We start from the raw sequence: 20,717 nt of genomic DNA on the forward strand, positions 1-20,717 counted from the left end.
GCTTGGCCACCCCCTTGGCAATGAACGCCACCAGCGCGAAAACCGCGACCACAGTGACGACGAAGGCCAGATCGGCCATCGTGAGCTCCCGGTGAAGAAGGAAGAGCCGGATGTTCGGACGAGTTGAGGAAACAGCCTCCCCGGCCGCCCACGGTCCTCGTTGACGCCGCCCTAACGCCCTTGACCCCGCTCTTGACGCATCCCCTACGCCGAGGGGCCCCGCGTCACGGTTCCGTCGGGACGGGCGCGCCCGGCACCCGGACGGCCGCGCGGGGCAGGGTGACCACCATGGTGAGTCCGCCGCCGGGCGTGTCCTCCGGGGTGAGGGTGCCGCCCATGGCCTCGGTGAGGCCCCGCGCCAGTGCCAGACCGAGGCCGACTCCGGTGGTGTTGTCGGTGTCGCCGAGCCGCTGGAACGGTTCGAAGACGCGGTCGCGGTCGGCCGCCGGGAGACCGGGCCCCCGGTCGACGACACGGAGTTCGACGCGGCAGGACAGCGTGCTGACGCCGAGGAGGACCGGGCGGCCGGGCGGGGAGTGGCGGACGGCGTTGGCGACGAGATTGGCGACGACCCGTTCGAGCAGCGGCGGGTCGGCGAGGACGAGCGGCGCCTCCTCCATGCCCTGGAGGGTCACCCCCCGTCCCGTGTCGGGGAGGCCGTCCAGGGCGGCGGGGAGGACTTCCTCCCAGGCGGTGGGGCGCAGGGCGAGGGTGAGGGCCCCGGCCTGGAGGCGGCTCATGTCGAGCAGGTTCTCCACGAGCCTGCTGAGCCGGGCCATGGACTCGTCGGCGGTGGCCAGCAGCTCGTCGCGTTCCTCGGCGGTGAAGTCCACGTCGGGGCTGCGCAGCGAGGCGACGGCGGCCCAGCCCGCGGCGAGCGGGGTCCGCAGGTCGTGGCTGACGGCGGCGAGGAGCGCCGTGCGCATCCGGTCGGCGGCCCGTACGGGTTCGGCCTCGGCCGCCGCCTCGGCCAGACGGGCCCGTTCGACGGCGGCCGTGACGTGGGCGGCGAACGCGGCCAGGATCCGGCGTTCGGCGGCGGGCAGGGTGCGTCCGCGCAGGACGAGGAAGCCGTCGTCGCCGACGGCGACCTGGCTGGCGTCGGGGTCGTCCACGGGACGGTCGACCAGTTCGGCGGCGACGGCGCCGAAGGTCTCCCGGGTGCGGGCGAGGAGGGCGGGGACGGTGTGCTCGCCGCGTACGACGGAACCGGCGAGCGCGGAGAGGGTCTCCGCCTCGGCGGTGGCGCGGGCGGCGCGCCGAGACAGCCGTAACGACCGGTCGACGACAGCGGCGACGACCGCCGCGACCAGGGCGAACACACCGAGGGCGAGCATACTGTCGGTGTCGTGGAAGGTGAACTCCCCGATGGGTGGCAGGAACCAGTAGTTGAGCAGCAGGGACGCCGTCACGGCGGCGACGAGCGCGGAGCCTATGCCGCCGACGCAGGCCACGCCGACCACCGTCACGAGGAAGAGCAGGACCTCGCTGGTGAGGTTCAGGCTGCCCCTGGCCCGGTCGAGGAACAGCGTCAGGAGGACCGGCAGGACGACACCGGCGAGGGGGCCGACGATCCTGCGGGGCAGGGACAGGGGCAGGCCGCGGTGCCGGGTGGGCAGCAGGCGTCCTCGGCCCGCCCGTTCGTGCGTCACCATGTGCACGTCTATGTCGTCGGAGAGCGCGGTGGCGGTCTCGCCTATGCCACGTCCGGTGAGGAAGCGTTCCAGGCGGCCGCGTCTGCTCGTGCCGAGGATCAGCTGGGTGGCGTTGCCCGCGCGGGCGAAGTCGACCAGGGCCGCCGGGACGTTCTCGCCGACGACCGTGTGATAGCTGCCGCCGAGGCTCTCGACCAGGCGTCGCTGACGGGCGAGCGCGGTGGACGAGGCGCCCGCCGCGAGGCCGTCGCCGCGCACCACGTGCACCGCCGACAGTTCGCAGCGGGCCGACCTGGCGGCGATGCGGCCGGCCCGGCGTATGAGGGTGTCGCCCTCGGGGCCGCCCGTCAGACCGACGACCACCCGTTCCCGGGCCTCCCACACCCCGCCGATGCCGTGGTCGGTGCGGTACGTCCGCAGGGCGTCGTCGACCCGGTCGGCGACCCAGAGCAGGGCCAGCTCGCGCAGGGCGGTGAGGTTGCCGGGGCGGAACCAGCTGGCCAGGGCTGCGTCCACCACCTCGGGCGGGTGGATGTTGCCGTGTGCCATCCTGCGGCGCAGTTCCTCCGGGTCCACGTCGACGAGGACGATCTGGTCGGCGCGGCGGACGAAGTCGTCGGGGACGGTGTCGCCCGGCGGCACTTCGGTGATCTTCTCGACGACGTCGCTGAGGGATTCCAGGTGCTGGACGTCGACCGTGGTGAGGACGTCGACGCCCGCCGCGAGGAGTTCCGCGACGTCCTGCCAGCGGTGGGCGTTGCGGTGTCCTGGCGGGTTCGTCCGGGCGAGGTCGTCGACGAGGAGCAGTTCGGGGCGACGGCGCAGGGCGGCGTCGAGGTCGAAGCCCTCGGGGGCGCGCCGGGGTGTCCCTGCCGGGGTGTCCCCGGGGAACTTCTCGGGGTCGTCCTCCCGGGACCCTTCCGGGGTGCCCCCGAGACGCTTCCAGAACCCTCCGGGGATGTTCCCGACGACCCCCCGGAATCCTTCCGGGGTGTTCCCGAGAACGCTCTCCGGGATGTCCCCGGTCCGGCTCGTGCCTCCGTGTTCCAGGCGTCCCAGGCGTTCCAGACCGGCCAGCAGCGCCTCGGTGTGGGGGCGTCCCCGGCAGTCGGCGGCACCGACGACGACGTCCGTGCCCCGGGCGGCCCTGCGGTGGCCCTCGTCGAGCATCCGGTACGTCTTGCCGACGCCCGCGGCGGCGCCGACGAGGACCTTGAGTCTGCCGGGGCGCGGGGCGGGCGGGGGCTGGGACCCCCGGGCGGGCGGGCGCGTCTCCGTTGTCCGGGCGGGCGGGGCCTCCGGGCCCCGGCCCCGTGGTCCCGTCTCCGGACGCCCGGCGCCGGTCAGAACTTCTCCGGTCGGATCAGTGCGGCCACCAGGTAGCCGACGAGGGCTGCGGCGACGACGAGGCCTACCACGTTCTCGACGCTCATGGACGATCAACTCCCCTTGGGGTACGGGTGGGTTCGGACACGGTGCCGCTCGCGTCGGAGCCGGTGGCGGCGCTGCCTCCCGTCCACTGTGACGCGCTCCCGCCGCGGGGCCGGGGGGCCCTGACGGACCCTTGACGGATCCCGTACGGGAGGGTCACCCGGTCGGGGGTACACGGGCCGGGGACGAGCCCGGAAACAGGGGGCGGGGGCGCCGCAGAAGCAGAAGGGGCGCGGAGCCGGATCCCGGAGCCCGAGGGGGCGCGGATCAGGGGCGCGGGCCGGAACCCAGGGGCGCGGAGCCGCCAGCCGTCCGCGACCGGCACCCGGCACCCAGCACCCGGCACCCAGCACCCAGCACCCAGCACCCAGCACCCAGCACCCAGCACCCAGCACCCAGCACCGAAGGCGTACAGCACCGAAGGCGTACAGCCGGACCGGGCACGTACGACCGGGCACGTACGACCGGACAAGCAGAAGCGGGCCCGTACGAGCAGACCCGTACGACCGGACTCGTCCGGCCCGCGGCCACCCCCCTGGCGGGCCGCGGGCCGGAACGTCCCTCGCGCCGGACTGCCGTGCGCGTATCGAGGTGCCGGTCCGGGCAGTCGGCCGCGGACCGCGCGCGCCGTCGTCCGGGACGGCACGCCCCCACCCGCCTCGTACGGCCGGACGGTCGTCCGGCTCCCCCGTGAGGCGATCATCCTGTGCCGCGCCCTGGGCGGACACGCACTCCGTTGACACCCTTCTGACGTCATGACAGCTGTCTTTGACGGGGTCCTGACGGCTCGGGAAAGACCTCGTCAGAGGCTCGTCAAGGCCCGCGCCCCAGGGCCTCCTCCGGGCTTCCCCACGGCTAGATTCTCCCTCGGTCGCTCACCGGTCCGGGGGCGTCAGTGGCCTGATCGTCCCGGACCGCGGGGGCGCGGACCGCCCCTCCCGTACGGCGTCCGCGCCCCCGCTCCGCGACCGTGCCGTCCGTCCACGGCCGCGCCGGGGCACCGGGGCACCCCGTCCCCGGCGCCCCGGCGTCTCGGCACGAGGATGCCGGGGCTCTCCGTCCCCGCCGCCCGTGTGCCCGAAGGCCCGCCCGCCGTCCCTCCGCCCCCGGTCTCCCGGTCTCCGCCGACCACGGCCGAGCGGACGGCCGGCTTCCCAGAAGGTCCTCCGCGATGCACTCCGCCGCGCCCCGACCCGCCCGTTCCTCCGTCGGCCCAGGCTTTCCTGACGCACAGTCACCATCCTTCGGCGCACCGGCTCCCGCAGGACCGGGCCCCGCTGTCCCCGACGGCCCGCCCTCCCCTCTCGACCCGGGAGCCCCCGGCCGTCCTCCCGCCCCGCCCCGTCATCCCTCGCCCCGGGTGCGTCCCGGTCGGCGGCGGGCCGGGCACGGCGGGCTGCTCGATCCGGTGCAGCTGGTGAAGTCGTTCCCGGACGCCCTGCGCAAGCTCCACCCGCGCACGCTCGTCCGGAAGCCGGTGCTCTTCGTGGTGGCCGTCGGATCGGCCCTGACGACACTGTCCGCGCTCTTCGACCCCTCGGTGTTCACCTGGACCGTGAGCGTCTGGCTCTGGCTGACCGTGGTGTTCGCGAACCTCGCCGAGGCCGTCGCCGAGGGCCGGGGCCGGGCGCAGGCGGAGTCGCTGCGCCGGGCCCGTACGGACACGGTCGCGCTGCGGCTGCGGCACTGGCGGTACGGCACGGACGTCGACCGTGCGGCCACGGAGACGGTGAACGCGGCCGATCTCGCGCAGTTCGACTTCGTACTGGTCGAGGCGGGCGGGCTGGTCCCGGCGGACGGCGACGTCGTCGCCGGGGTCGCCTCGGTCGACGAGTCCGCCGTCACCGGCGAGTCCGCCCCGGTGATCCGCGAGGCGGGCGGCGACCGCTCCGGGGTGACCGGCGGCACGACCGTGCTCTCGGACCGGATCGTCGTACGGGTCACCGCGCGGCCCGGCCACTCCTTCATGGACCAGATGATCTCGCTCATCGAGGGCGCGGAGCGGCAGAAGACCCCGAACGAGATCGCGCTCAACATCCTGCTCGCCGCGCTGACCTTCGTCTTCGTCCTGGTGGTGGTGGCGATCACCCCGATGGCCGGGTACGCGGGCGCCGCCCCGTCCACGCCCGTGCTCGTGGCGCTGCTGGTCACGCTGATCCCCACGACGATCGGGGCGCTGCTGTCCGCGATCGGCATCGCCGGGATGGACCGGCTGGTGCAGCGGAACGTGCTCGCGATGTCCGGCCGGGCCGTCGAGGCGGCCGGGGACGTGGGCACCCTGCTGCTCGACAAGACCGGCACCATCACCCTCGGCAACCGCGAGGCGGTCGCGTTCGTCCCGCTGCCCGGGGTGGACCCGGCCCTGCTCGCCGACGCGGCCCAGCTCGCCTCCCTCGCCGACGAGACCCCCGAGGGGCGGTCCGTCAGCGCCCTCGCCCGGCGTCAGTACGGGCTCCTGCCGCCCGCCGGGGACGAGTGGGCGGACCTCCGGTTCGTCGAGTTCAGCGCGCGGACCCGGATGAGCGGCATCGACCTGCGCGGGGGCGACGGCGTCCGCCACCTCCGCAAAGGGGCCACGGCCCAGGTCGTCGACTGGGTCGAGCGGTACGGGGGGAGGGTGCCGCCCGAGGCCCGTGCCTGGTCCGACGCCATCGCGGACGCGGGCGGCACACCACTGCTCGTCGCCGTCCACGACGCGGCCGGGCCCCGGGCCCTCGGGATCGTCCACCTCAAGGACGTGGTGAAGGACGGCATCCGGGAGCGGTTCGGCGAGCTGCGCCGGATGGGCATCAGGACCGTCATGATCACCGGTGACAACCCTCGTACGGCACGGGCCATCGCCCGGGAGGCGGGGGTGGACGACTTCCTGGCGGAGGCGACGCCGGAGGACAAGATGGCGTTGATCAAGCGGGAGCAGGCGGGCGGGAAGCTGGTCGCGATGACCGGTGACGGCACCAACGACGCTCCCGCGCTGGCGCAGGCCGATGTGGGTGTGGCGATGAACACCGGGACCTCGGCCGCGAAGGAGGCCGGGAACATGGTCGATCTCGACTCCGACCCGACCAAGCTCATCGAGATCGTCGAGATCGGCAAGCAGCTCCTGATCACCCGGGGCGCCCTGACGACGTTCTCGATCACCAACGACGTCGCGAAGTACTTCGCGATCATCCCCGCGATGTTCACGGGCGCCTACCCCTCGCTGGACAAGCTGAACGTCATGGGCCTGCACAGTCCGACCTCGGCCATCACCTCGGCGATCGTCTTCAACGCCCTGATCATCGTGGCCCTGATCCCGCTCGCGCTGCGCGGCGTGCGCTACACCCCGGCGTCCGCGCACGACCTGCTGCGCCGCAATCTGCTCCTGTACGGGCTCGGGGGCCTCGTCCTGCCGTTCGTCGGCATCAAGGCCATCGACCTCCTGGTCTCCACCGTCCCCGGCCTGGGGTGAAAATCCGTCAGGGCGGCATCAGGGAAGCCCGGTCCGCCTTGCCCGGGTGCTCGCGGCGGAGTTCCATGGACGGCATGGACAGTGCGTGGCTCCAGGCCGACCGGCCGCCTCATCAGGCGGTCCGATGTCGTGCGCCCCGCCGCACGGAGCCGCCGTCCGCCTCGCGCTGACGCGTACTCCGCCGTCCCCGGGGCGCCGTGACCGAACCGGTCCGGCGCCCCCCTTCTCATACCCCGACCGAACGACCCTGGACCGACCATGCCTTCTTCCCCGTCCCCGTCCCTCTCCGGCCGCACCGTCCTCGTCACCGGGGCGAGCTCCGGCATCGGCCACCAGACCGCGCGGCTGCTCGCCGAACGCGGCGCCACGGTCCTGCTGCACGGCAGGACCCAGGAGGAGGCGCGCGCCGCCGTCGACCGGCTCGTCACGCTCTCCGGCGTACCCGGCGCCCGACTGCGCGCCCACGGGGCCGACTTCACCCGTCTGGAAGAGGTGGAGCGACTGGCGGTGCGGGTCCTGGCCGAGCACCCGCGACTGGACGTCCTCGTCAACAACGCGGGCATGGCCGCGCCCGAGCAGCACACCGTCACCGCCGACGGCAACGAGATCGCCTTCCAGGTCAACTTCCTCGCCCACTACCTCCTCACCCATCTCCTGGAGCCCGCCCTGACCCGCGGCACCGGCGGCCGGGTCGTCAACGTCTCGTCCGCGCTGCACCGCACGGGCTCGATCCAGTGGAACGACCCGAACCGCACCCGCCGTTACTCCCGGCTCGCCGCCTACGCGCAGTCGCAGCTGGCCCTCACGGTCTTCGCCGCCGACCCGCGCGTCACCGCCGTCTCCGTGCACCCCGGCATCTGCGCCACCAGCCTCCTGCCGCTGTACGCGCACGAGGGCGAGGCCCCGGCCGAGGGAGCGGCGCACGTCGTACGGCTCTGCGACCCGGCGACCGAGATCGTGAACGGCGCCTACTACGACCGTGAGCACCGCGTCGCCCCCGCCCCGGCCGCCACCGAGGAACGCACGGTGAAGCGCCTCAACAAGCTCGCCGGACTCCTCGTCGGTCACACCGCCTGAAGGAGGCACCCGCCATGTCCCAGCGCGCCCGCAAGAAGAAGGCCCGCCGCAAGAAGAAGGCGAACCACGGCCGCAGGGCCGGCGGGGGCTGACCCCGCGCGGGGCGGGGCTCGTGGACCGGGCGGGGCGGACCGGGCGGGGCGGGGCTCGCGGGCCGGGTGGCCGTACGACCCGACCCGAACCGGCCCCGCCGGAGCGAACCACCCGGCCCCGAACCGCCCCACCGAGCGGACCGCCCCACCCGGACCCACCCGGACCGACGCGGACCGCCCCGGCCCGACCGGCCCGCCGGACCGACCGGACCGACCGGACCGACCGGACCGCCGAGGCAGGGCACCTCACCCCGACCGGCGCCACCGGGGCGGCCCCAGCCCTTCGGCGGGCCGCCCCCTCCCCCGTACCCCTGGAGGCATCGTGATCCCGCACCCCGCCCATCAACCCCCCGCCCCCGCGCGGTCGTTCGTCTCCGGCGCACCGGGGACCGGTGCGCTGGCCGAGCACGTCATCGCCACCCGGCAGGGCTCCTGGTGGACCGACCGTCCGGCGCACCCCCGGGTCGTCGCCGTCACCTGCGGCGGCCACGCCCTCCTGGCCGGTGACCCGACCGCGCTCGTCCCGGCGGACCTGGCCCCGCTGGCCGGTCACCACGTGGAGGCGTCGGCACGGTTCCTGCCGGTGCTGGCCGCCGCGTTCGACCGTCTGCACCCCTGGGACCGGATGCTGTACGTGCACCGCGAGCCCGGGATGCCGCCGCGCCTGCCGCGCGGGGTGACGGTCCGTCGGCTGACGGCCGGGGACGCCCGCGCGCTCGCCGCGGTCGCCCCCGACCTCGACCGCGTCCACGCGACCTGGGGCGGCCCGGCAGCGCTCGCCGCCTCGGGGCACGCCTGGGCGGCCTTCCGCAAGGGGCGGGTCCTCGCCGTGGCGTGCGCCCGGTTCACGGGGAGCCGGTACGAGGACGTGGCCTGCGCCACCGCCCCCGGGGAACGGCGGCAGCACCTCGGTCTGGCCTGTGTCGAGGGCCTGACCGCCGATGTCGCCGCGCGCGGGCACACCGCGACCTGGAGCTGTTCGCGGGAGAACCGGGCGAGCCGTCTGCTCGGCTGGTCGGCCGGTTTCCGGCTGGTGCGGGAGTACGTCCACCACTCGACCGGGCCCTTCACCGCCACCACCGTCAGCGGGACGTCAAATCTGCCCGCCGCCGCGTAAACACCGCGTTGTCCGGGGCTGTTGGGGGCGCTCCGGGGTCCTAGCGTCGGCGCCATGCAGCCTCCTGTCCGTACTCCCGCACCCGGCTCCGCCCCCGTGCCCGGTCCCTCCTCCGACGTCCTGCACGACAGCGGATGGCCGGGCGAGGCCCGTGCGGCGGCCGTCTGCGCGGGCCTTCTGCTGGGGACGTCACTGGGCGTCGACGCCGGGGCGTACGGGCTGCCGCTGTCCCACGCCCTCGGCTGGATCGCGCTGTCGGCGCTGCTGTTCGTGGTCCTGCTGCCCGCACGGGTCAGCCTGGCGCCGGGGCTGCTGACGGTCCGGGGGCTGTGGTTCACCAGGACGGTCCGCACCGACCGGATCACGGCGGTCGCGTGGCCGACGGGCACCGCCCGGCGGCTGCGCCTGCGCGACGGGGAGGGCGGGTGGGCCGAGGTGGACCTCCGGGTCCTCCTGGACAATCCGGTCCTGTGGCTGAGGATCGAGTCCGCGGCGCTGTCGGCCCGGCGGCGGGGGACCCTGGCCCACGGCACGGCCGACCTGGCACGGCTCGCGCTCCGCGTCGACACCGAGACGACCCGCTCCGTCCTGAGGGCCTCCGGTCTCGGGTAGCGCCTGTCCGGCGGATCGCCGTGCGAACGATCACACGGCCGCGCGCACGGTACGCGTCGTCGGTGTGACCGAGGAGAGGCCCCGGACCGGTGGGAGGGGCGGCCCGGCGGGGGAGGGGTGCTCCCACGGGTCGGCGGGGGTACGTCCTCGCTCGCCCGGACCGCCGTGCGGTGGACGGCACGTAGGCTGGTGGGGCAGCTGGTTCGCCCCGCCCGCCAGGCGGGAGCGTCGTAAGAGGGAACCCGGTGGGAATCCGGGACTGCCCCGCAGCGGTGAGCGGGAACGACCGCCGTCATACGCACTGGGCCCGGCACACCGGACCCGGGAAGCGACGGCCACTAGGTGAACTCCCCCAGGAGAACGCGCCCGCGAGTCCGAAGACCTGCCCGCTGTCCGCGCGCCGGACACCCCGTGCGCGCGGAACCGCCGAGCCGCGACTCGCGAAGGAGAGTTGACGTGGCAGATCCCACCGTCACCGGCCTTGCCGCAGACCCCACCGACACCCCCAGCCCCGCCCGTAATCCCGTTCCCCGTCCGGGAAAGACCCCGGACGACTCCCGGGTGGTCCTCGCCCACATCATGAGCGACCACGACACCAATCTGTACGGCACCATCCACGGCGGGGTGATGATGAAGCTCATCGACGACGCCGCCGCGGCCGCCGCCGGACGGCACGCCGGCGGGCCCGCCGTGACCGCGTCCGTCGACCGGATGACGTTCCTGGCCCCCGTACGGGCCGGGGACCTGCTGAGCGTGGAGGCCGGGCTCGAACGGGCCGGACGGACCTCCATGACCGTCGGCGTGCGGGTGACCGCCGAACGCTGGAACGACTCCGGTCCCGTCACCGAAGTGGCCACGGCCTTCCTCACCTTCGTGGCGATCGACGCGGACGGCGGTCCGCGTCCCGTGCCCGCCCTCGTCACGGCGCTGCCCGGCCTGTCCTGAGGGGAGCCGGGGCCGCCGCCCCTCCGGGGGCCGCGGCCCCGTGCCGTACGGATCAGGTCAGGGACCGTCCGGGATTCGGACAACATCCGGCGCTCGTCCGGCGCGACCCGTACCCTGGCGCGTGCAGCTGGTTCGCCCCGTCCGCCAGACGGGAGCGTCGCAAGAGGGAACCCGGTGGGAATCCGGGACTGCCCCGCAGCGGTGAGCGGGAACGACCGCCGTCATACGCACTGGGTCCGAGACACCGGACCTGGGAAGCGACGGCCACTAGGTGAACTCCCCCAGGAGAACGCGCCCGCGAGTCCGAAGACCTGCCCGTTGCCCGCACGCGGACGATTCCGCGCGCGGTCATCCGGTGACCTCGAGGGCGGGTCGGCGACCATACGGGCGTACAGCCGTGCCATGCCGCGCACGCGTCCCTCCGTTTCCGGTCACTCCTTCCGCGTCTCGTCAGGTCTCCGGACCTCAGGGATCCATCTCGTGAAGGAGATCTCCGTGACCACGAAGTCCGCAGCCCCGGCGGCACGCGCCACCGTGTACGGCTACCCCCGTCAGGGCCGTGACCGTGAACTCAAGAAGGCGGTCGAGGGCTACTGGAAGGGCCGGGTCACCGCCGACGCCCTCCATGCCGTCGCCGCGGGACTGCGCCGGGCGAACTGGCTCGAACTCTCCGGGGCGGGCATCGCCGAGGTGCCGACCGGCGACTTCTCGTTCTACGACCACGTCCTGGACACCAGCGTGATGGTGGGCGCTGTCCCCGGCCGGCACCGGGACGCCGTGGCCGCCGACGTCACCGACGGCTACTTCGCCATGGCCCGTGGCACCCAGGATGTCGCCCCGCTGGAGATGACCAAGTGGTTCGACACCAACTACCACTATTTGGTACCCGAGTTGGGTCCCGACACCGTCTTCGTCGCGGACTCCACCAAGCAGGTCACGGAGCTGCGGGAGGCCCTCGCCCTCGGTCTGGCCGCCCGTCCCGTCCTGGTCGGACCGATCACCTACCTCCTGCTCGCCAAGCCCGCTCCGGGGGTGGCCGAGGACTTCCAGCCGCTGACCCTCCTGGACCGGCTCCTGCCCGTGTACGCCGAAGTGCTCGCGGACCTGCGCGCGGCGGGCGCGGAATGGGTGCAGCTCGACGAGCCCGCCCTCGTACAGGACCGCACGCCCGCCGACCTGAACACCGCCGCCCGCGCCTACCGTGACCTCGGCGCCGTCGAGGACCGGCCGAAGATCCTCGTGGCCTCCTACTTCGACCGGCTCGGCGACGCCCTCCCGGTCCTCGCCAAGGCGCCCGTGGAGGGGCTCGCCCTGGACTTCACCGGGCCCGCCGCCGCCAACCTGGCCGGGCTCGCCGCCGTCGGCGGACTGCCGGGGAAGCGACTCGTCGCGGGCGTGGTCGACGGCCGCAACATCTGGGCCGACGACCTCCAGAAGTCCCTCACCACCCTCGGCACCCTCCTCGGTCTCGCGGACCGCGTGGACGTCTCCGCCTCCTGCTCGCTGCTCCACGTGCCGCTCGACGCCACGGCCGAGAAGGACATCGACCCGCAGATCCTGCGCTGGCTGGCCTTCGCCCGGCAGAAGACCGCCGAGACCGTCACCCTGGCCGCCGGACTCTCCCGGGGCACCGACGCCATCGCCGGTGAACTGGCCGCCAACCGTGCCGCGCTCTCCTCCCGCGCCGAGTCCCCCCTCACCCGCGACCCGGCCGTACGCGCCCGCGTCGCGGCCGTCACCGACACGGACGGCCGCCGCTCCCGGCCCTATCCGGAGCGGGCCGCCGCCCAGCGGGCGCACCTGGGCCTGCCGCCGCTGCCGACCACCACCATCGGATCCTTCCCGCAGACCACGGAACTGCGCACCGCCCGCGCGGACCTGCGCGCGGGCTCGCTCGACGCGGCGGGTTACGAGGAGCGGATCAGGGCCGAGATCCGGGAGGTGATCGCCTTCCAGGAGAAGACCGGCGTCGACGTCCTCGTCCACGGAGAGCCCGAACGCAACGACATGGTGCAGTACTTCGCCGAGCAGCTCGACGGCTACCTCGCCACCCGGCACGGCTGGGTGCAGTCGTACGGCACCCGGTACGTCAGGCCGCCGATCCTCGCCGGTGACATCTCCCGCCCGAAGCCGATGACGGTGCGCTGGACCGCGTACGCCCAGTCCCTCACCGCCAAGCCGGTCAAGGGGATGCTCACCGGTCCGGTCACCATGCTCGCCTGGTCGTTCGTCCGCGACGACCAGCCGCTCGCCGACACGGCGCGCCAGGTGGCGCTCGCCCTGCGCGACGAGGTGAACGACCTGGAGGCGGCGGGGACTTCCGTCCTCCAGGTGGACGAGCCCGCGCTGCGCGAGACCCTGCCGCTGCGGGCGGCCGACCACCCGGCCTATCTGGCCTGGGCCACCGAGGCGTTCCGGCTCACCACCGCCGGGGTGCGGCCGGACACCCAGATCCACACCCACATGTGCTACGCGGAGTTCGGCGACATCGTCCAGGCCATCGACGACCTCGACGCCGACGTCATCAGTCTGGAGGCGGCCCGCTCCCACATGCAGGTGGCCCGGGAGCTCGCCGCCCACGGCTACCCCCGGGAGGCGGGACCGGGCGTCTGGGACATCCACTCCCCGCGCGTCCCCTCCGCCGAGGAGGCGACGTCCCTGCTCCGCAAGGGACTTGAGGCCATCCCCGCCGACCGGCTCTGGGTCAATCCCGACTGCGGCCTGAAGACCCGCGGCTGGCCCGAGACCCGGACCTCCCTGGAGAACCTCGTCACCGCCGCCCGTACCCTCCGCGGGGAACTGCCCACCACCTGACCCGCCCTCGCGTCGGCCGCCGACGCGGAGGCCGGTCCTTCCGCGCGGTACCGCGACCAGGGCCGTCTCGTCCAGCCACGGCTCGACGACCCGGCCCTGGTCGCGGTCCGGCTCAGGCCCCGCCGACCAGCCCCGTCTCGTACGCGAAGATCACGGCCTGGACGCGGTCGCGCAGGCGGAGTTTGGCGAGGACGTGGCCGATGTGGCGTTTCACGGTGGGTTCCGCCAGGCGGAGGGCCGCGGCGATCTCCCGGTTGGTGAGGCCCCGGGCGAGTGCGGTCAGAACCTCGCGCTCGCGGGCGGTGAGGAGGCGGAGGCGTTCGTCGGCCCCTGAGTACGTGGCGGGGAGCCGGTGGGCGAAGTCCTGGAGCAGGCGGCGGGTGACGCGGGGCGAGAGCGCCGCGTCGCCGCGCGCCACGTCACGGATCGCGGTGAGCAGTTCCTCCGGCCGGGTGTTCTTGAGGAGGAACCCGGACGCCCCGGCGCGGAGCGCTTCGAAGGCGTACGCGTCGAGGTCGAAGGTGGTGAGGACGAGCACCCGCGTCCCCGGTGTCTCCCGGACCGTCCGGCGCGTCGCCTCGATGCCGTCGGTGCCGGGCATCCGGACGTCCATCAGGACGACGTCCGGGCGCAGTTCGCGGGCCAGCCGGACGGCCGTCTCCCCGTCGGCGGCCTCGCCGACCGGTTCCATGCCGGGTTCGGCGCGCAGGATCATGGTGAACGCCACCCGCAGCAGTTCCTCGTCGTCGGCGACGAGCACCCGGACGTTCATCGCTCTCCTTCCGGGTCGAGGCGGGCGGCGACCCGCCAGCCGCCGCCGGGGAGCGGGCCCGCGCTCAGGGTTCCGCCGTGGGCGGTCACGCGCTCCCGCATCCCGGTGGTGCCACGGCCGGGAGCGGTGGCGGCGGCCGTGGGGCCGTCGTCGGTGACCTCGACGGTGACGGCTCCCGGGGAGCAGACGACACGGACCTCGGCGCGGGTGCCCGGCGGGGTGTGCCTGAGGGTGTTCGTCAGCGACTCCTGCACGATCCGGTAGGCGGTGAGCTGGGTCCCGGCGGGGATTCCGGCCGGATCGCCGTCCAGCCGGAGCCGGGTCGGCAGGCCCGCCTCCCGGGTCCGGTCCCGGAGGGTCGCCAACTGCGCGAGTCCGGGCGGCGGATGACGTACGGCGTCGGGGTCGCCGTCCCCGAGGAGTCCGAGGGAGCGCCGCATGTCGGCCAGCGCCTGCCGTCCGGTCTCGGCGATCCGGTCCGTCACCGCGCGGGTGTCCTCGGGCCCCGCATGTCCGACGGCGTCGGCGAGGGCGACGACGACGGACAGACCGTGACTGACGCTGTCGTGCAACTCCCTGGCGATACGGGCCCGTTCTTCGAGCACCGCGAGCCGTTCCCGCCGTTCGCGCTCGCGTTCCAGATGGGCTGAACGGTCCTCCCGGGCCTTGCGTCCGATCCGGGTGTTGACCCCGAGCAGCGCACTGGCGGTGACCGCCGCGGTCAGCGCTGCGGCGGAGGCGAGGAACCGGCCTTCGGGCGCCCAGCGGGCCGCCGACAGCAGGGCCCCGGCCTCAAGGACCAGCGCGGCCCCGAGGGCCCACCGGCCGGGACGGTGGGCACCGACCGTGCCCAGTGCGACCAACAGGGCCACATCGGCGGGCAGTTGGATGTCCAGCAGGAGCTGTACGGAAGCGACGGCGGCGATCGTCCCGAACACGGCCAGGGGTGCCCGGCGCCGCCACACCAGCGGCAGCACGAGCGCCGTCTGCAGGGCCAGTCCGGTGGCGTCCGTCAGCCGCGCGGGTCCGAGGGTCACCGCGAAGACGACCACCGCGAGCAGGGCGTCCCGGGCCGGGGGCGGCACCCGCGCCGCCAGCCGCACCACCGGGAAGGCCGCCTCCCGGACGGGCCCGCGGGAGCGCTCCGGCTCCACGTCTTCGGCCATGGTGTCCGTCCTCCGGCTTCCGTGTTCCGTGCCCCGTCTTGCGTGGCCCGTCTTGCGTGGCCCGTCTTGCGTGGCCCGTCTTGCGTGGCCCGTCTTGCGTGGCCCGTCTTGCGTTGCCCGCGCTCGGGCCCCGAGGCCGGGCGCGGGGCCCGAGGCTCCGCCCGGTCGGCCCGGCCGGTCCGGCCCGCCCGCGCAGTCCGGTCGTCGACCGCCCCACGAGCCTGCCCCACGGTAGGGCTGCCGCCCCGGCCGGTGCCTCCTCCCGTGGGGGGAGACCGGTGTGCGCCCCGGGGATCGGGGCGCGTCCCCGCTCCTCCCGGAGGCGTACGGGCTCCACGGCTCCGCCGGACGGCCCGGTGCGCACCGGTGTCGGCCCGGCTCCTCCCCGGGGAGGAGCGAGGGGCTCCGGTGCTACCGGGGTCCACCCCCGGGATCGCCCTACGGCCCGTCGCCGGGGCCGCCCGGTCGTCGGCAGGCTGGGCACCGTTCCCGTACCCGTCGCTCCGGAAGGTGCCGGCTCATGTCCTCGTCCCCCCGGTCTCCCCGTCGCAGAACGCTCCTGAAGCTGGGGGCCGCCGCCCTCACCACGGCCGCCGCCCCCGTCACCGCCGTGAAGGCACCCGCCCGGCCCCCGGCCCTTCCCGTCGTCCTTCCGGCGCCCACCGGGCACCGGCCGGTCGGTGCCGTCGATCTGCACCTGGTCGACCGGACCCGGCCCGACCCCTTCGTGCCGTCGAAGCCCTTCCGCGAGCTGATGGTCTCGGTCCGCTATCCGGCGGAGCCCGGCCGGGCGGGGGCGTTCCCGGTCGCCCCGTGGCTGGGCCCGGCCGCCGCGGCCGACTGGGACGAGCGCTCCGCCCCGGGGCTCGGCATCCCGGCCGGGGCGGTGGACTGGCGGGGGACGCGGACGCACGCCAGGACCGGCGCCCCGGCCGACCGCTCGGCCGGAAGGCTCCCGGTCGTGCTGTTCTCCCCCGGCGACGGCGGCGTCCGGGCCCTCGGCACCGCCCTGGTCGAGGAACTGGCGAGCCGGGGCTACGTGGTGGTCGCCGTCGACTCCCCGTACGAGGCGGACCAGGTCGAGTTCCCCGGCGGGCGCGTCGAGCGGGCCGTGCCGCTGCCCGACGACCTGACGCCCGAGGTGATCGCCGCCCTCCTGGAGCGGCACGCGCGGGCGCGCCACGCCGACGCCCGGTTCGTCCTCGGCCGGATCGGGGCGCTGGCCCGTGGACGGCGTCCCGACCGCCGGGGCGGCCCCCTCCCCGCCGGGCTCCCGGCGGTCCTCGACCCGTCCCGTACGGGTGTGCTCGGGCAGTCGCTCGGCGGTTCCGTGGCGGCGCGGCTCGCCCACGACGACCACCGGGTCCTGGCGGCGGCGAACCTCGACGGCGAGTTCGTCGGCCCGGTCGCCGTCAGCGGGGTCGCCAAGCCCTTCCTGCTGCTGATGTCCGAGGGCGACTCGGTCGAGGGGAACGCCGGTTGGGCGTCCTTCTGGGCCGCGTCCACCGGCTGGCGGCGGGCGCTGCGGCTCCGGGAGGCCCAGCACGGTTCGTACACCGATCTCCAGGTGTTCCTTCCGCAGCTCGCGGGGCATCTGGAGCTCCCGGCGGCCGACGGGCTGATCGGCACGATCGACCCCCTCCGCTCCCTTGCGGCACAGCGCGCCGCCGTCACCGCCTTCTTCGACCTGACGCTGAAGGGGCGGCCCACGTCCTTCTTCGAGGACCCGGGAGGCCGGTTCCCCGAGTGGTCCTGACGGCCCCGGCGGGCCCCGCGCCCGTACCGCCGTCAGGACCTCGTGAAGACTCCTCCGGTTCCCCGTCCGTCCGGCCCCGACCGGCCCTACAGTCACCCCCATGAGCCGAACCGACGGACGGATGCGTGCCGACCACCGCGTGCGCCGCTTCTCGACCGCGCTCGCCACGGGCGCCGTCGTCGTCAGCGCCTTCGGGGCGACGGCCGGGAGCATGTGGCTGCTCGGCGCCGGGGCCTGGCTGCTCATCTCGGCCGTACTCCTGGAGCTCGTGTACCGCCCCTGACCCCGGCCGCTCCCGGCATCCGCCGGGCCTGAAGTCCGCCGCTCCCGGCATCCGCCGGGCCTGAGGCCCGCCGGTCCCGGCGTCCGCCGGTCCCGGCGTCCTTCGTCCCGCGCGTCCGCGGCCTCAGGCCCGTACCGGCCGGTCGTCGTCGAGCGCCGCCGCCGCCTGGGCCGCCAGGTCCACGGCGACCAGGCGGGCCTCCAGGGAGGGCGGTACGGCTCCGGGGGCCGGGGTCAGCAGGAAGCGGCCCTGGTAGCGGCCGTGGGCGACGGCGCGGAGTTCCGTCGCCCCGTCCGGCCAGCCCTGGAGCTCCAGGTCCCGGACCCAGCCGTCCACCCTGACGCTCCCGTCGGGTTCGAGCCGGGGCGGGCGGCCGGTGAGCGTGCCGTACTCGAAGCGGCAGTCACGGAGTTCGAGGATCTCGGCCAGTTCCGCGCGGACCCGCCGTACGACGTCGTCGGAGGACGTGCTGAGGCTGGCCAGACGGGCCGTGCCGTGCAGCCGTTCCAGATGGGAGGCGTCCGTGGCGGCGACCCGGCCCAGGGTCCGGCCGCGCGCGGCCAGCCGGGACACGATCAGCCCCACGGCGAGCAGCAGCACGGCGGTGACGAGGTCGGCCCGGTCCTGGATGTGGAAGCTCTCGTACGGCCGGGTGTGGAAGAAGTCGAACCAGGCGGCGGCCGAGAGCGCGGCGAGGGCCCCGGCGGGCCGGTTGCCGAGCGCCGACACCGCGACGACCACGACGACGAGCACGAGGGCGGTGTTCGTGGGGGTGACGCTCCCGCGCAGCGGCAGCAGCAGGAGCGCCGCCACGAGCGGGGCGACGGCTCCGGCGACGACCGCGAGCACGTCTCGGACGGTGAACCTCATGACCCACCTCGCAGGACCGGACGACCGCCCCCTGTGTCCAGCCTCCGCCCGGCGCGGTTCGGGGGCACCGGGCGGAGGGGTCCTTGACGCGTTCCTGATGTGCGACGCGTTCCGATGTGCGACGGCACATCCCGATGTGCGCGGGCGGCGGGGTGCCCCGGCGTCAGCAGCGGAAGCGGAGCCTGCACACGGCGGCGTCGGTGTCGCGTCGCACGGCGTGGGCGACGACCGCCCCGCGCCGGTTCTGCAGGATGCGCTGCCACCGCCGCTCCGGTTCGGCCTCCGGTACGAGGACGGTGACGCGCAGGTCGGGCCGGGCGGCGCTCAGCTCCCGTACGTACGCGGTGATCGGCCGGCCGAGCGTGCGGCGTTCCGAGGTGAGCCGGACCAGGGCGACGCCCGGGTTCCACAGCTCCCAGTCGCGTTCCAGGGCCTCGGTCCTGGCCAGGTCCTCGGGGTCGGCGTGGCAGACGGTGACCGCGCGGACCTCGTCGCCGAGGGAGACGGCTGCGGTCAGGGCCTCGCTGGTGAGCCGGTTCAGGTCGGAGACCGGGACGACGACGAAGGAACGGGCGCGGTGCGGCGGCTCCGGTGTCCGGCCGACGCCGAGACGCTCGTCGATCTTCCCGTAGGCCCGGTGCACGGCCTCGAAGGCCAGGACGAGGGCGGGCAGGGCGATCACGATCAGCCAGGCGCCGTCGTGGAACTTGGTGACGGTGACGACGATCGCCGAAACGCCGGTGAGCAGCGCGCCGAGGCCGTTGAGCAGGGCCTTGCCCCACTGTCCGGCGGCCCGCCAGTGGAGCACCATGCCGGTCTGGGCGATCGTGAAGCCGACGAACACGCCGATCGCGAACAGGGGCACGAGGGTGTTGGTGTCGCCGCCGGAGAAGACGAGCAGGGCGGCCGAGACGAGCGCGAGCCAGACGACGCCGTGCCGGTGCACCTGCCGGTCGGCCTTGAGGCCGAAGACGTGCGGGACGTGGTCGTCGCGGGCGAGGAGCTTGAGGAGGACGGGCAGTCCGCCGAAGGAGGTGTTGGCGGAGAGGGCGAGCAGCACCATGGTGGCGAACTGGACGACGTAGAAGGCCGCGTTGTGTCCGAAGGAGGCGTCGGCGAGCTGGGCGAGGACGGTGACGCCCTCGACGGGCTGGAGGCCGAAGCGGGAGATCAGGACGGACAGGCCGATCAGCATCACGCCGAGGAGCCCGCCGAGCGCGACCTCGGCGCGGCGGGCGCGGCGGGCGGCCGGGGCGCGGAAGGACGGCACGGCGTTGGCGATGGCCTCGACCCCGGTGAGGGCCGAGCAGCCGGACGCGAAGGCCTTGAGCAGGAGCAGCGCGCCGACGGTGGTGGCGTTGTCGGCGAGTACGGAGGGGTGGCCCGTGGACGCCTCGGTGGAGAGCGGGCCGTCCCGGAAGAGGCCCACGGCCACCATGGTGAGGATCGCGCCGATGAACACGGCCGTCGGGACGATGAACGCGCGGGCCGAGTCGACGATGCCGCGCAGGTTCACCCCCGTGACCAGGACGAGGACGCCGAGGCAGATCCACAGGCGGTCGCCGTACAGCCCGGGGAAGGCGGAGGTCAGGGCGGCGACCCCGGCGGTGACGGCGACGGCGACGTTGAGGACGTAGTCGAGGACCAGGGAACCCGCGGCGACCAGACCGGTGCGGCGGCCCAGGTGCGCCTTGGCGACGGCGTAGGAGCCGCCGCCGTCGGGGAAGGCGGCGATGACCTGCCGGTACGAGGCGACGAGCACGGCGAGCAGGGCGGCGATGGCGAGGGTGACGGGCAGGGTGAAGCCGAGCCCGTGGGCTCCGGCGGCGGCGAGGACCAGGACGATGGCCTCGGGGCCGTACGCCACCGAGGCCATCGCGTCGAGCGAGAGCGCGGCGAGTCCGGTGACGGCCGTCAGTTTGTGGCGCGCGCCGGGATCGGGAGGTTCGTCCGGGGCGGCGGAAACACCGTTCTCGGTGGTCAGGGCGGTCATGCCGACGTGCTCCATTCATGTGCGGGTCCGCTCAGAGTGGGGGGCGCCGGAACCGCCGCCGCTCGGCGCTGGCGCGTTCTTGGCGCGGGACGGGGTTCTTTTCACGGGTTCTTGACGGGGGCGCCTCGTCCTGGGGCGGGACGGGGCGGGGGCGCGTACGGGTGGCGGGCGCGTACGAGTGGCGGGCGCGTACGAGTGGCGGGCGCGTACGGCCCGGACGGGGACGGGCCGGACGGGGACGCGAGCCAAGGAGGGGCGATATCAAGCCAGCGCGGACGTTGTCCGGGCACGCCACGGACAGGCGCCGGAGGCTGTCACGCGGACCGCCGCGGACAGTCGTGGAAGCCCGCACGAGGGCCCCGGTACAGGCCGCGGTGCCGCCGCAGGGATGTCGGCGGACGCCGTACGCGCCACCCGCACACCCGGCGCCGTGCGCCCCGCCCCCTACGTCCGACACCCGCCCCACGCGTCCGGCGACCCGGGCGCGCGTCCGGATCTCGCGGGCGGCCGGGCTCCGGCCGGGAGAGCTCGGCGCCGGGGCGGTGTGAGGCATCCAACCCTCCACCAGGGGATCTTGACGCATCCCTGACGCCGACGGCCGGGCCGGTGCCTCCGGGGCTGCTTACGCTGACTCGGCCGTCCGTGCGATGGCCCGAGCCGTCCCCTGGATGGCCGGAAACCTCCCC

At 74.7% G+C, this 20,717-nt stretch carries 13 protein-coding genes, 1 pseudogene and 2 riboswitches; of the genes and pseudogenes, 8 read left to right on the forward strand and 6 right to left on the reverse strand.

From position 1 onward, the window contains the following. Positions 1–224 precede the first annotated feature (224 nt). Both ACIO92_RS32305 and kdpF read right to left on the reverse strand, forming a co-directional pair. Positions 225–2,885, reverse strand: a pseudogene (locus ACIO92_RS32305) (ATP-binding protein); the annotation flags it as partial. A gap of 113 nt (positions 2,886–2,998) precedes the next feature. Then, positions 2,999–3,088 (reverse strand): K(+)-transporting ATPase subunit F, encoded by a 90-nt coding sequence (kdpF, locus tag ACIO92_RS32310; RefSeq protein WP_351794572.1) that lies wholly within the window; start codon positions 3,086–3,088, stop codon positions 2,999–3,001. Between the two features lie 1,358 nt (positions 3,089–4,446). Between kdpF and kdpB the strand changes: the two genes are divergently transcribed. From kdpB to metE, 6 genes are all read left to right on the forward strand, one after another. Continuing rightward, positions 4,447–6,534 carry a potassium-transporting ATPase subunit KdpB gene (gene kdpB / locus ACIO92_RS32315; protein ID WP_402283987.1) on the forward strand — a complete coding sequence of 696 codons (2,088 nt, stop codon included), beginning with the start codon at positions 4,447–4,449 and terminating at the stop codon, positions 6,532–6,534. A gap of 258 nt (positions 6,535–6,792) precedes the next feature. Then, positions 6,793–7,611: an SDR family NAD(P)-dependent oxidoreductase gene (locus tag ACIO92_RS32320; RefSeq protein ID WP_402283985.1), complete on the forward strand. Its 819-nt coding sequence runs from the start codon at positions 6,793–6,795 to the stop codon at positions 7,609–7,611. 414 nt (positions 7,612–8,025) lie between these two features. Beyond that, complete coding sequence (locus ACIO92_RS32325; protein WP_366446116.1) at positions 8,026–8,820, forward strand: GNAT family N-acetyltransferase; 795 nt, start codon at positions 8,026–8,028, stop codon at positions 8,818–8,820. Positions 8,821–8,874: 54 nt separating this feature from the next. Continuing rightward, positions 8,875–9,432: a hypothetical protein gene (locus tag ACIO92_RS32330; RefSeq protein ID WP_402283982.1), complete on the forward strand. Its 558-nt coding sequence runs from the start codon at positions 8,875–8,877 to the stop codon at positions 9,430–9,432. A gap of 231 nt (positions 9,433–9,663) precedes the next feature. Further along, a riboswitch (cobalamin riboswitch) is annotated at positions 9,664–9,816 on the forward strand. A gap of 72 nt (positions 9,817–9,888) precedes the next feature. Beyond that, positions 9,889–10,377 (forward strand): acyl-CoA thioesterase, encoded by a 489-nt coding sequence (locus ACIO92_RS32335; protein ID WP_401241818.1) that lies wholly within the window; start codon positions 9,889–9,891, stop codon positions 10,375–10,377. Positions 10,378–10,488: 111 nt separating this feature from the next. Continuing rightward, a riboswitch (cobalamin riboswitch) is annotated at positions 10,489–10,711 on the forward strand. 161 nt (positions 10,712–10,872) lie between these two features. Beyond that, a complete protein-coding gene (gene metE, locus ACIO92_RS32340) occupies positions 10,873–13,191 on the forward strand; it encodes a 5-methyltetrahydropteroyltriglutamate--homocysteine S-methyltransferase (RefSeq protein WP_402283980.1) in 2,319 nt (772 codons plus the stop codon). A 112-nt stretch (positions 13,192–13,303) separates the two neighbouring features. On the opposite strand, the gene ACIO92_RS32345 is transcribed toward metE, so the two are convergent. Beyond that, positions 13,304–13,963, reverse strand: a complete 660-nt coding sequence (locus ACIO92_RS32345) for a response regulator (protein ID WP_402283978.1) — start codon at positions 13,961–13,963, stop codon at positions 13,304–13,306. After that, entirely contained in the window at positions 13,960–15,129 is a 1,170-nt protein-coding gene (locus tag ACIO92_RS32350; RefSeq protein WP_402060727.1) for a sensor histidine kinase, read from the reverse strand. Before ACIO92_RS32350 ends, ACIO92_RS32345 begins: the two co-directional genes overlap by 4 nt. A 520-nt stretch (positions 15,130–15,649) precedes the next feature. On the opposite strand from ACIO92_RS32350, the gene ACIO92_RS32355 reads away from it, so the two are divergent. Continuing rightward, positions 15,650–16,885: a hydrolase gene (locus ACIO92_RS32355; protein WP_366446121.1), complete on the forward strand. Its 1,236-nt coding sequence runs from the start codon at positions 15,650–15,652 to the stop codon at positions 16,883–16,885. A 100-nt stretch (positions 16,886–16,985) separates the two neighbouring features. Next, positions 16,986–17,168 (forward strand): hypothetical protein, encoded by a 183-nt coding sequence (locus ACIO92_RS32360; protein ID WP_366446122.1) that lies wholly within the window; start codon positions 16,986–16,988, stop codon positions 17,166–17,168. 123 nt (positions 17,169–17,291) lie between these two features. On the opposite strand, the gene ACIO92_RS32365 is transcribed toward ACIO92_RS32360, so the two are convergent. Beyond that, positions 17,292–18,038 carry a DUF4118 domain-containing protein gene (locus tag ACIO92_RS32365; RefSeq protein WP_366446123.1) on the reverse strand — a complete coding sequence of 249 codons (747 nt, stop codon included), beginning with the start codon at positions 18,036–18,038 and terminating at the stop codon, positions 17,292–17,294. A gap of 163 nt (positions 18,039–18,201) precedes the next feature. Then, the gene (locus ACIO92_RS32370; protein WP_366446124.1) at positions 18,202–20,031 is read right to left on the reverse strand and encodes an APC family permease; all 1,830 of its coding nucleotides are present in this window, start codon (positions 20,029–20,031) and stop codon (positions 18,202–18,204) included. Positions 20,032–20,717: the final 686 nt, after the last annotated feature.

Source organism: Streptomyces sp. NPDC087215, assembly GCF_044744885.1.
Classification (GTDB): domain Bacteria; phylum Actinomycetota; class Actinomycetes; order Streptomycetales; family Streptomycetaceae; genus Streptomyces.